At 39.5% G+C, this 12,736-nt stretch carries 8 protein-coding genes; 6 read left to right on the top strand and 2 right to left on the bottom strand.

The window, feature by feature from the left end:
- Window positions 1-206: 206 nt before the first annotated feature.
- The 4 genes from MN204_RS15845 (at window position 207) to MN204_RS15830 (ending at window position 6,967) form a co-directional block, all read left to right on the top strand.
- Window positions 207-1,400, top strand: a complete 1,194-nt coding sequence (locus tag MN204_RS15845; protein ID WP_249872065.1) for an exonuclease SbcCD subunit D — start codon at window positions 207-209, stop codon at window positions 1,398-1,400.
- Window positions 1,401-1,426: 26 nt separating this feature from the next.
- Entirely contained in the window at window positions 1,427-4,519 is a 3,093-nt protein-coding gene (locus MN204_RS15840; protein ID WP_249872064.1) for an AAA family ATPase, read from the top strand.
- A 111-nt stretch (window positions 4,520-4,630) separates the two neighbouring features.
- Window positions 4,631-5,293, top strand: coding sequence for a ribonuclease H family protein (locus MN204_RS15835; protein WP_249872063.1), 663 nt, complete (start codon window positions 4,631-4,633; stop codon window positions 5,291-5,293).
- Window positions 5,294-5,785: 492 nt separating this feature from the next.
- Entirely contained in the window at window positions 5,786-6,967 is a 1,182-nt protein-coding gene (locus MN204_RS15830; protein ID WP_249872062.1) for a hydroxymethylglutaryl-CoA synthase, read from the top strand.
- A gap of 121 nt (window positions 6,968-7,088) precedes the next feature.
- Here the strand turns inward: MN204_RS15830 and MN204_RS15825 are convergent, their stop codons facing one another.
- Together MN204_RS15825 and MN204_RS15820 are read right to left on the bottom strand one after the other, a co-directional pair.
- Window positions 7,089-7,469, bottom strand: a complete 381-nt coding sequence (locus MN204_RS15825; protein ID WP_249872061.1) for a hypothetical protein — start codon at window positions 7,467-7,469, stop codon at window positions 7,089-7,091.
- Window positions 7,470-7,511: 42 nt separating this feature from the next.
- Window positions 7,512-8,897, bottom strand: a complete 1,386-nt coding sequence (locus MN204_RS15820; protein WP_249872060.1) for a class II fumarate hydratase — start codon at window positions 8,895-8,897, stop codon at window positions 7,512-7,514.
- 410 nt (window positions 8,898-9,307) lie between these two features.
- Between MN204_RS15820 and MN204_RS15815 the strand changes: the two genes are divergently transcribed.
- Both MN204_RS15815 and MN204_RS15810 read left to right on the top strand, forming a co-directional pair.
- Complete coding sequence (locus MN204_RS15815) at window positions 9,308-10,357, top strand: FUSC family protein (RefSeq protein WP_249872059.1); 1,050 nt, start codon at window positions 9,308-9,310, stop codon at window positions 10,355-10,357.
- 279 nt (window positions 10,358-10,636) lie between these two features.
- Window positions 10,637-12,619 carry a methyl-accepting chemotaxis protein gene (locus MN204_RS15810; RefSeq protein ID WP_249872058.1) on the top strand — a complete coding sequence of 661 codons (1,983 nt, stop codon included), beginning with the start codon at window positions 10,637-10,639 and terminating at the stop codon, window positions 12,617-12,619.
- Window positions 12,620-12,736 lie beyond the last annotated feature (117 nt).

The raw sequence follows: 12,736 nt of genomic DNA, 5'->3' as shown, positions 1-12,736 counted from the left end.
TAATTGTATTTGATATAAACTGCGAAGTAATTGCCATAGTTGATAATGGAAGCAAGTTACTTTGTGTTTTACAGATTTTGCGTAGTAACAGACTTATAGTTACCAAGTAGATGATTTTTGATAGACGTTCTAAGTTTAACCCAGTTACCTGTTAGAACTTATTATTGAGCGAAAGTTGATTAGACAATAAAAAAGGGGAGATGTATATGAAATTTTTCCATACAGCGGATTGGCATTTAGGAAAACTTGTACAAGGTGTATATATGACAGAAGAGCAGCGCTATGTCCTCCAGCAGTTTATTCAAGCTGTTGAAGAAGAAAAGCCGGATGTAGTCATTATTGCAGGTGATCTTTATGATCGGGCCGTTCCACCTATCGAAGCCGTCCATTTATTGGATGAGGTTCTGGAGACAATCGTATTGAAGTTAAAAACGCCAGTTATCGCAGTAGCGGGTAACCATGATAGCCCAAGCAGGCTCAATTTTGGGAGCAGCATAATGAGAAATAACGGTTTTCACATTATCGGTAATTTTACAAAGGACATGAAGTCAGTCGTTTTGCATGATGATGATGGAGAGGTGCATTTCCACCTTATTCCTTATAGTGACCCAAGCATGGTCCGTACGGTTCTGGAGGACGAAGCGATTCGTTCGCATAATGATGCCGCCAAAAAAATCGTGGAGCAAATCAAAAAACAGATGGATCCAAAGTCGAGGCACGTTGCCGTTGGACATGCTTTTGTTACGCCATTTGGAGAAGAGGAAGAGAATACAAGTGATTCGGAACGTCCGCTGTCCATTGGTGGTGCAGAATACGTAGACGCCCATCATTATATGCCTTTTCACTATACAGCATTAGGTCATCTGCATCAGGCACACCATGTATTGGATGAAAAAATCCGTTATGCAGGTTCACTCCTTAAATATTCCATATCTGAGGAGCACCACAAAAAAGGCTTTCAGATTGTCGAAATGGATGGTGATGGCAATATTTCGTTCGAGAAACGTCTGTTGACACCGAGAAGGGATATTCGGACGGTGGAAGCGACACTGAAAGATCTGTTAACACATGATTTAAACGAAGATTATGTTTTCGTGAAGTTACTGGATGAATCACCAGTTCTATCACCGATGGAAAAGGTCAAATCCGTTTATCCGAACGCCATGCATGTGGAGAGGAAAAATGATACATTGTCTCCTTCTTTAACGGGCGGTGAAAATTCTGTGAGCCGCAGCAAAATGAGCGACTTAGATCTGTTTAGAGCATTTTACAAAGAAGTGAAAGGCAATGAGGCATCAGAGGAAGCTGAAGCTATTTTCATAGAAGTACTTGATGATTTACTGAAAGAAGCAAATGAAACAACTACAGATACGAAGAAAAAAGAAGCCATTTCAAAATAGACTATTGGCAGAAAGGAGAAATACCTTTGAAACCACTCAAATTAACGATGACAGCGTTCGGGCCATATAAAAATACGGAAATAATTGATTTTAAAGAATTGAACGAGACGAATCTTTTTGCCATATCAGGAAATACTGGAGCAGGGAAAACGACGATTTTTGATGGAATAGCTTTTGCTTTATATGGAAGTGCCAGTGGTACAGACAGGGAAGATAATAAGATGCTTCGCAGTGATTTTGCTGATGACAGTGTCCATACTTCCGTTGAACTGGAATTTGCGTTGAGCAATCGTGTTTACCGTGTATTTCGGCAGCTGGGGCATGTGAAAAGAGGCAATAAATCCAAAACAGGTGAGCGGTATGAATTTTTTGAGAAAATTGACGGGAAAGAGGTTCCATGTGTTGAAAGGCAAATTGTTTCGGAAATTGATAAAAAGGTTGAAGCGATTATCGGTCTGACACAGGATCAGTTTAAACAGATTGTGATGCTTCCACAAGGTGAGTTTCGTAAACTATTAACCTCCGAAACAGAAAACAAGGAAGCTATTTTACGGCGGCTCTTCAAAACAGAGAATTATAAGCAATTAAATGAACTATTAAGAAACAAGAAGAGCATTGTCGAACATGATTTTAATCAAGTGAACCAAACACTTGATCATTATATTGGAAATATTTCCTCAGTCCTGCCAATTCGGTATGAATCGTTATTGTCCAATGTCCTATCTGCTGAGCATTATAATGTCCATCAGGTTGTTGCCGGCTTGGAGGAAGAAGCCAATTTTTACCAGGAGCAAATTACTGGGGATGAGAAAAAATATAAAGAGGCATACAACGCACATGATCAGGAGCAGAAAGCCTATCATGAGGCAAAGGCATGGAATGAACGTTTTCAGGAGATGGACCGAAAAGAGAAGTTGCTAAAGGAACTGGAGCTTAGGGTTCCTGAATTTGAGAGAAAAGAAAAGAAGCTTGAAGCCGCTGAACGAGCAAGTACCATTGAGATGTATGAAAAGCAGGCAGGCGAATGGCGTAGGGAAGAAAAAATAAAAGAAGATACATTGGAGAAAGCTGCAGTTCTGAAAAAAACGGCAACAGCCAATTTGCAACGTACAGAAATCACTTATAAAGAAGAAGAAAATAAAAAAGAGCATAGGGAAGAAGCTGGAAAAAAGCTTGATCGACTGCAAGATCATTTACCAGTTGTAAGGGATATTGATAAACAGAAAAAATACTTAGCTGACCTTGCCGGCAAAGGTAAACAAACACATAATGACCTGGAAAAAGTTAAAACTAGAATGAATGAGAAGAATTTGCAGTTTGATACCTACAAAGAACAGATCAATCAGCTCGATCAAGCCGTCAGCCAATTGCCTGATAAACAGCAAAAATTATCGGAAATGCGTGAGCAGGCAAAGGTTTTAAAGAACTATCGTGAATTGCGTAACAAGCAGGACAAACTGACTAAAGATGCGACTTTGAAAGAGAAGGAATATCTCATTGCCAAAGAGGGGTATATCAAACTAGAAAAAGCATGGCTCAATAACCAGGCTATTGTGTTGGCGAATCATTTACATGATGGGGAAGCTTGTCCTGTCTGTGGTAGTTTGGAACATCCGCAAAAGGCGGTAACCGAAGAAGATCTCGTTACGAAAGAACAATTGGAGGCTTTTCGAAAAACCCTTGATGAAAAGGATACAATGTATCGGAATGCAGCTGCTGATGTGAAAGCGAATTTGTCCCAACTTGCAGATGTGGAAGCAGAAGCGGCCGAATATGCAGTGCATTCGAATAATATTCCAACGGTATTCCATCAGCTCGTTGAATCAGGAAAACATGCCGCAAAAGAGGTGGAGGAGTTAACTGCTTCCCGTAATCAGTTAACGAAACTAAAAGAAGCACAGGAAAAATTACTGGCTGAAATCAAGCAATTGGAGCCAGAACATGAGAGACTTAATAAAATGTATCAGGAGCAGAGGACTACCTATAAAGCTGAAATGGCAGTTTATGAAGAAAGATTGCGCAACATTCCAGAAGCAGTAAGGGTGTTGACTGAACTGGAGAATCAGATTCATGAAGCAAAAACCTACAAATCAAAACTGGAACAAGCATGGGAAAATGCACAGAAACAATTCCAAAAAGCAAAAGAAGAACAAACCATAGCAGTAGCCGAAATGGCACATGCGAAAAGCCAATTAAAGGAAACAGGAAGCAAGCGGGAAAGTGCAGAGAAGCAATTTAAAGCTGCACTTGTTGATGCCAGCTTTGCAATGGAGGAAGCATATCAACAAGCAAAGGTATCTGCAGCGGAACGCAAAATTTTAAACGAGGACATCAAGCAATTCAATCAACAGCATGCAACCATCAAACAGCAGGCTGCTGAATTGCAAGCTGCTTTAAAAGAGAAAACCCGGATTGATTTAGATCTGCTTAGCCAAAAGTTGGCAAAGTCAAAACAGAATTATGAGCTGGCCTGGCAGCAGTTGAATCGTTCCAAGGAACATTATCAGGAAGCGACAGATTTAAAAGCCAATATATTGAAAGTAGATGAACAGGTGAGGGAAACTGAAAAACAACTCCGTGTGATTGCAGATCTTTATGATGTCATTCGGGGACAGAACAACCGTAAAATTTCCTTCGAACGTTATTTGCAAATCGAGTATTTAGAGCAGATTATTGATGCTGCAAACAGTCGCCTGAAAGATTTATCCAATGGACAGTATTATTTAACGAGAAGTGACAGGCAGGAATCTCATGGAAGACAAAGTGGGTTAGCACTTGATGTATATGATTCTTATACTGGACAAACCCGAGATGTAAAAACATTGTCCGGTGGAGAGAAGTTTCATGCTTCCCTATCGCTTGCTCTTGGTATGTCAGATGTTATCCAAAGCTTTCAGGGCAATATATCCATCGATACCATGTTTATTGATGAGGGTTTCGGTTCATTGGATGAAGAGTCATTAACGAAAGCAATTGACACCTTAATTGATTTACAACAATCCGGTCGTATGATAGGGGTAATTTCGCATGTTCAGGAGCTGAAATCAATGTTCCCTGCAACACTGGAGGTTATGAAGACGAAAGAAGGGTACAGTAAGACGAGATTTGTTGTGAAGTGATGAGTTGAAATGGAGAATCACGGATATCCAAATGAAGAGATGTCCGTGGTTTTTGGCTATTACCAAGTCGGGGAGTGACAGTGCTCGCCCCTTATGAAGGAGAGTATGATCGTGAGAGTTAGAATGGAGTTATCCTATAAAACGCCTAAGGGATCTGTTGCGACATTTAGTTCTGATGAGATGAAAGCTGCACATGCGATATTAATTGCGGAAGATCTTATAAAAACTGGTCGTGCCAAAGAGTTACATTTTATCGATAGTCACGAAAATTCATGGACAATAAAGGAACTGAAGAAACTTATGGAAGGGATTCAAACCGAACCACATCATATAAAAGTTTATTTCGATGGTGGCTTCGATTTGAAAACGAAAAACTCCGGATTGGGTTGTGTTGTTTATTATGAGCAGAATAACAAGTCCTATCGCCTTCGGAAAAATGCACGTGTTCAGGAGCTTCAAACGAATAATGAAGCAGAATATGCCGCATTGCATCTCGGGTTACAGGAATTGGATCTGCTCGGTGTCCATCATATACCAGTCACGTTTGTTGGAGATTCCAAGGTTGTCATTAACCAAATGAATGGCGAATGGCCGTGCTATGAGCAAGAGCTGGCAATATGGATTGACCGGATCGAGAAGAAATTGGAAGAACTCGGAATCTCACCCGAATATGAAGTTGTTTCACGTAAACTGAATCGCGAAGCAGACCAACTGGCATCACAGGCATTGAACGGAACGGAGATAACAAGCACAATGGAACAACCCGGGAAATAATAGGAGATATGATTGGAATAGGTTTCAGATTTTGTTAAGAAATGAAGATAATCGAATGTGAAGAAGTATTTCTTTTGCAGTCCTTCACTTGCATGGATCTGTATAAATAATGTAGGGCATTTTTATGAAGTGATATGGAATGCATACAGTCTTAGTTGCTTTTTTATAGGGTGTTATATTATTATTTAGATATTGAATTTTTTAGCAAGTGAGAAAGTAAGAAAGCATAAACTTTTTTACTTTCATAAGTACAACGAAGACATACTTCCAAAAGGCTTAGACAGTTGCCACGTTTTTAAGAAAAAAGTGTATTTGTGAACCCTATCACTAAGCTCAAAGGTTATACATGGTTTCCGGATTTTTTAGCAGGCAAGAAATAGAACGTAAGTATCCTGCATGCGTGCATGGGAGGCTGTCACCGAAAGGCTTGGTGACAACCAAGAATCTAATAATGCACGACTAAATATACATAAGTAGATAAGGAGAATAACGTTGAAAATTGGAATTGATAAGATTGGTTTTTATGCACCGCATTTATACGTGGATATGAATAAATTAGCAGAAGCAAGAAATGTAGAACCAGAAAAATTTACTATCGGAATCGGTCAGGAAAAGATGGCAATCGCTCCAATTACTCAAGACCCGGTTACGTTGGCAGCAAATGCTGCACTTGGCATTCTAGATGATGAAGATAAAGCAAGTATTGACTTTGTTATTTTTGGAACCGAATCCGGAATCGATAATTCAAAATCTGCGGGTGTGTATGTGCACCGACTATTAGGGTTAAACCCTTATGCCCGGAACATCGAATTAAAACAGGCATGTTATGGGGCAACTGCTGCGATTCAAATGGCAAAAGGCCATGTGGCATTGAATCCGGATAGTAAAGTTTTAGTGCTCGCATCCGATATTGCAAGATATGGTCTGCACACTTCTGGAGAATCAACTCAAGGGGCGGGGGCAGTTGCATTGCTTATCAGTGCTGAACCTAAAATAATGGCACTTGAAGAACATAGTGCGTATTTGACAGATGATATCATGGATTTTTGGCGTCCAATCTATTCGGACAAGGCCTTTGTTGACGGGAAATTCTCCAATGAGCAATATATAGTATTCTTCCAGAAAGTCTGGGAAGCTTACAAAGCAAAAGCTGGACTCGGTCTTGCTGATTTTGAAGCAATTTGTTTCCACTTGCCATATACAAAAATGGGGTTGAAAGCATTACGAACGATTTTGGACCAGGGTTCTGAGGAAGATCAGGAACGTTTATTGGCGAATTATAAGGTTAGTACCATCTATAATAGAAACGTTGGCAATATATACACTGGATCGTTGTACTTGAGCTTGCTTTCCCTGCTTGAACAAAAAGAAGATTTAAAAGATGGTTCACGCATTGGTCTGTTCAGCTATGGTTCTGGTGCAGTAGGTGAATTCTTTACAGGCATTCTGCAGCCGGACTACCGTAATTACTTGAATATCGCTCACCATTCGAACTTATTTGAATCAAGAAAAGAAATTACTGTTTCCGAATATGAGCGAATTTTTGAGGAAACATTGCCGGTGGATGGCTCGACAGTTGAATTGGGAATTGCTAATGATCCAGCTGCAATTTGCTTATCTGGAATGCAGGATAATATGCGATTGTATGTTAATAAGCTCCATAAAACTATGTAAATGAATCGTTGTTAGACCAGATTGCATGAAAAAAGTGCAATCTGGTTTTTTAAGTAAGCCTCTAGTCCATAATCTTCGTTTCAAATCCTGACGAAGCTTGCAAATCATTTTGGCTTGTCACCTATGATTTGTATTCTGCAGTATAGGAATTTTCCCCGGCATGAACAGAAAGAAGTGTATTTGCATAACCAACAAGCCGATTAACAATTTCGTCTGCAATGGCATATACAAGTGCATGTAATTTCGGATCATACAATGAAGGGTCATCAAAAATTATCGTTGTATTGATAAAGATGTTCTGATTACCCCAGAGGTTATAATGCACGATTGCTTTTCCAGCTGCTCCACCAGTTTTCTTATCCTTAAATCCTGGTAAAAAAATATACCATTCTTCAGCAGTGGAGGAACGGAAATTTTTGGTGAATGTTAGGCCGCTTATTTCCTCTTCGATGCGTTTTTTTAATGCTGGATCGATAACTTCAACAACTTTATTTTTATCCATGTTACGATTACCTGCTTTCCTTGAATACAAATGCTTCAAAAGTTAAACCATACCTTCAGGGTTCAACGCTTTTTCAATTTCACGTGTTAGTAAATTTTTCTCCTGAAGGATTTGTTTTATGGTTATATTCTTCTCATCAGCCTGTTTACCGATTTCCGCAGCTCGATCATACCCCATAATAGGACTTAAAGCAGTAACTAATGCAAGACTTTCATGCATGTATTTGTTGCAAATCTCCTCATTACCCTGGATACCACTGATACATTTCGTTACAAGGGTTGAAATGGTGTTAGATAACAATTCAATTGACTCAAGAAATGCATGGGCGATAAAGGGCATCATCACATTGATTTCCAGTTGTCCGGCGATACCAGCTGTGGCTATTGCTGCCTCATAGCCAATGACCTGACAGCAGACCATATGTGTCATTTCAAGGATAGCGGGATTAACTTTCCCTGGCATAATTGTTGATCCAGGTTGGACAGATGGTAAAGAAATTTCCGCTAAACCTGTCCTTGGACCTGAAGCCAGTAAGCGTAAGTCACTTGTAATTTTGATTAAATGAATGGAAAGTTCCTTTAAGGCAAGCATTGTCCGGATTGGCGCATTCGTATTTTGCATAAATTGAAACATATTTGGTGGTTCACGGAAAGGTAAATTCGTTCTGTTGGATACTTCTTTAATTATTTTAGGAATGTATGCAGGTGGTAAGTTCATTCTTGTTCCGATTGCATTCCCACCCAATCCGATTTCATATAATGGATCTGCAGTAGCCTGGATGTGTTCGTACATGGTTTTGATTGTTTCCGCATAAGCGGAAAATTCCTGTCCTAAGCGCATCGGAACTGCATCGTGTAAATGTGTCCTTCCTGATTTTCTAATCGGCATCAACTCAATGGATATTTTTTCAAGCGCTTTATGCAGGTCTTTAATGGATGGCAGCAATTGTTGGTTCATTAATTCCAAGGCTGCGATATGAATCGCTGCATGAAAGGTATCATTTGTTGATTGTGTCAAGTTCACATGATCATTTGGATGAACCCGATGTGATTCCAATGTGCCATCCAATATTTCAGAAGCCCTATGTGCAATGACTTCATTTATATTCATGTTTTGTGATGTGCCGGCTCCTGCCTGGTAAATATCAACGACAAATTGATCATCCCACTTGCCCTGAATTACTTCTTCAGCTGCCTTAATGATTGCTTCACCGGTTGTTTTGGAGAGCATTTCCAGCTCCATATTTGTTACGGCAGCAGAAGCTTTAATAATTCCCTGTGCTTTGATGAATGATTTTGGAAGACGCTTCCCGCTGATTTGGAAATTATCGATTGCTCGTTGCGTTTGCGCGCCATAATAAGCTGTTTTCGGAACCTTTATTTCTCCAAGTGAATCTCGTTCTATCCGATATTGATTGGAAGATTGCATTCCATCACTCCTTACTCCATTAAATAGAGAATCATGCTTGTTATTGTTTCCATTCACAAGGAAAACATAAGCCGTTCGCCATAATCCTCTAAAATTCGGGGAGTGACAGGCATACTTCGTACCAGTGCTAGCTTCAGTGTATGGCATAACATATCTGGACCACTTATAGCAACATGATGGGGAAAGAGAAATGGAGATGGCAAGGAAGAAAACACATCGAAATGGAAAACAAAACGAAGCTGAGTTCAAGAATATATGGACTTTTGTCATAAAAGATCCTGTAGAGCAATAGGATAACAATTGCGATACAGGATTTTTTGTTTCATACCTATTACTACTATTCGACAAAATTCGGGAAGTGACAGGCACTAAAGAAAGGGGTATACTACTGCTAGTGAGGTGCAGAGAAAATGGAATTTAATATTGGGCCGCGTATGGTGAAGACTGGCCTTGCGGTTGCTCTAACTTTAGTAATCACAGGAATGATTGGACTTGAGTTGGAACTTGTAGCCGCGATTGCTGCGGTGCTGGCAATGCAGCCTTCGATTATGCGCTCGTTCAACTATATTAAAGAAGTTATCATTTCAAATGGAGTAGGACTTGCATTTGCATTGCTTGGTATATTTTTGGTTGGAAACAATCCAATTTCTGTTGGTGCAGTTGTAATTATATCCATTGCGATCAATGTAAGTCTTGGTTTGAATAAAACCGTTAGTTTGACAGTACTTACAATTGTTACGATAATGCTTGCTAGTGGTGATGGTGTAAATATCATCTACATCATAGAAAGGTTATCGCTTGTAGCTATTGGAGTATTTTCAGCGTTTATCGTCAATGTGCTAGTCTATCCGCCGGACCATCAGAAAATCCTGTTTGGCATGATTAAAAAAGCGAGTGAAAAGACAAATTTCCTTCTTCGCGTCATACCGAATAAAACGATGAGCGTCCCGCAGATGAAGGGCGATGACAGGGAAATTGAAAAACTGATCAATAAAGTCAGAGATTATTTTGAAATTATTTCAGATGAAAGAACCAGTCTATTCATCCGAAACAGAAACGAATTTTTACGGAATATCATTATCTACAAGCACATGATCAGCGTCTTGCAAAAAAAACATACATTGATTTTGCAACTGGAGAAAAACCTGGACAATATCGAAGTAATTTCAAGTGGGAAGTCACATCTGATTAAAAAGCTTGTTAGTGAGATGAATACGTATAGTGAAAATGTCCTGTTATTGTACGAAAATCGAATTATTTTGGATAGTGACCTACAAAAAGAAACAAAGAATGCCATGAGAATTACAATCAATAACTTAATAGAAGCGCTACAGGGCTCTGATTTTGAAAAGTGGACATTTGTTTTTCCGATTGCAAATAGTATTATTGAATTATTTAACGAGCTTGATAAATTGGAAAGATTTGTCCGAATAAAAGAGCTACGTGATAAAAAGAAATAAGGAAAAGCCGATACTAAGAATAACTTGGTATCGGCATTTTTTTATAAAATAAAAACAGTACAAATGTAATTAGCTATTTAGCGCTAGTGCATGTGTAGTAATTGGCATCTAGTCGTTTTGCGCTTTTGTACGTAAGCAATCCTCTTTTTACTCCTCATCAAGAAAACTGATCCAACATCTAATTTTTAAAAGAATATCCTTAACATTCATCATTTCCTGGCCGATATTAAACGGGGGAGTTATTAGACACAGAATGGTATATATGAGGAGACCTTTTAAATGAAAAAAATAGTTAGAATGGATACTTTAAAGAATAAGCTGTTGTCACTATTTTTGGCACTGACGATTATACCGTTAGCAGTGACAATCATCGTTATCTTTTTTACTACGTCCAACGGTTTCAATAAACTGATTACAGATCAGCAGGAAGATATGGAGCATATCATCCAAACCGAGTTTGATAATGTTGCCTTGGATCTTCAGAGAATAACGGAAATCTATTCTCAAAATCTGGACTTCGTACAAGCTTTCGATGAACGTGACCGTGATACACTGCTTGATCTCGTAAATGAAATTTATTCACGGTTGTTTTCCGAACACGGAATTGACGTTATCGAATATGGAGATACAGATGGGATCGTTTTCCTACGTGGACATGAACCGATAGCGTACGGGGATGACAAAAGTGATGTGAACGCGATTCAATATGCTTTAAACGGCGAATCCATCTCAGGCTTTGAATTCGGTGATACAGGTTTGACTGTCCGTGCTTTTTCACCGATATACTTCAATCAGGAAGTAATTGGTACGTTGCAAATGGCAGTTGATGATACATTTCTTGTGCGAATGAATGAAAAATTGCAAGGAGTTACCATTGACCTGTACAATGCAAATGGCTCAATCGTACAATCCTCCGTTCCAGAGAATATCGGTACGGAGCTTACTGAGGCAACCGTATTGGCTTCGATTACAGAAGGAGAAAAAGTTTCTGTAAATAATGACCAAACGATGAATTCCTATTTACCAATGTTTGATCCGACCGGTGATGAAATCATAGGTGTCATCGGGGTTTCGCAAGATATTTCTGCGATACAGGAAACGAATAATCATATTATTTTAATTGCTGTACTCATTTCTGTTGCTGCAATCATTATCGTGATCTTTGTTTCGGTAACGTTCAGCAGATCTATCGCTAATCCTATTCGTATCATTTCTGAATTAATGGTCGAGCTGTCGAAGGGGAATTTGCGATTGGCAATCCCAAAAAGCAAGCGAAACGATGAAATTGGCCAGTTGACAAGTTCCATGCAATTAATGAAAGATAATTTGCATGATACGTTATCACAGGTTGCTGCAGCTTCAACAAATGTAGCATCACAAAGTGAAGAAATGACACAATCATCTGTAGAGGTGAAAAGTGGTTCCGAACAAATTGCAATGACAATGCAGGAAATTGCAGTAGGTACGGAGAAGCAGGCAAACAGTGCAACCACACTTGCCAGTACGATGGTGAATTTTACGACAAGCATTCAGGAAACAGATATCATGGGTGGGCAAATTAGAGAATCATCAATTGATGTTCTGCGTTTAACGGATGAGGGGAAGCAACTAATGGAATCGTCCGATAAACAAATGACAAAAATTGACGGAATTGTACAGGATGCCGTTTCGAAGATGGAAGTATTGGACAAACAATCCGAGGAGATTTCTAGGCTTGTGGAAGTTGTTCAAGGGATTGCTAATCAGACGAACCTTCTTGCACTAAATGCTGCAATTGAAGCTGCCAGAGCTGGAGAAGCAGGCAAGGGGTTTGCGGTTGTAGCCGATGAGGTTCGTAAATTGGCAGAGCAAGTTTCTGAGACAGTAACAGATATAACTGGATTTTCTTCCAATATTCAAGTGGAATCCAGTAATGTTGCAGATTCATTGAAGGCAGGATACAAGGAAGTGGAACAAGGGACAAACCAGATTAAAACAACTGGAGAAACGTTTGCTAAAATAAGCAATTCAGTAAGTGACATGGCTGATAATATCCGAAAAGTATCTGAGAACCTTTCTGAAATTTCAGCAGGAAGCCAGGAGATGAATGCTTCCATTGAAGAAATTGCTTCCGTTTCTGAAGAAGCAGCTGCCGGAGTCGAACAAGCAGCAGCTACTGCAGAACAATCTAGCAGTTCAATGGAAGAAGTGGCAGGAAGCTCCGAACAACTAGCAAAACTGGCAGAAGAAATGAACGAACTAGTTGGCAGATTCAAATTATAACGTGCAATCACGGTCACTCCCCGGATTTTGCCGATTAGAAAAAGAGGGTATTTGATTATGAGTTTGCGCAAATACCTTTGTTGCACTTGCAGCGTTAGGAAAGTTTTATACGTTTCT

The organism is Oceanobacillus saliphilus (assembly GCF_023522835.1).
Lineage (GTDB): Bacteria > Bacillota > Bacilli > Bacillales > Amphibacillaceae > Oceanobacillus > Oceanobacillus saliphilus.
Note: the sequence above shows the minus strand (reverse complement) of the source record. Positions and strands in the feature narration are given on the sequence as shown.

Coding starts and splice junctions, on each gene's coding strand:
- MN204_RS15825 (WP_249872061.1), bottom strand. CDS start 7,469: ATGGATAAAAATAAAGTTGTTGAAGTTATCGATCCAGCATTAAAAAAA.
- MN204_RS15845 (WP_249872065.1), top strand. CDS start 207: ATGAAATTTTTCCATACAGCGGATTGGCATTTAGGAAAACTTGTACAA.
- MN204_RS15810 (WP_249872058.1), top strand. CDS start 10,637: ATGAAAAAAATAGTTAGAATGGATACTTTAAAGAATAAGCTGTTGTCA.
- MN204_RS15815 (WP_249872059.1), top strand. CDS start 9,308: ATGGAATTTAATATTGGGCCGCGTATGGTGAAGACTGGCCTTGCGGTT.
- MN204_RS15820 (WP_249872060.1), bottom strand. CDS start 8,897: ATGCAATCTTCCAATCAATATCGGATAGAACGAGATTCACTTGGAGAA.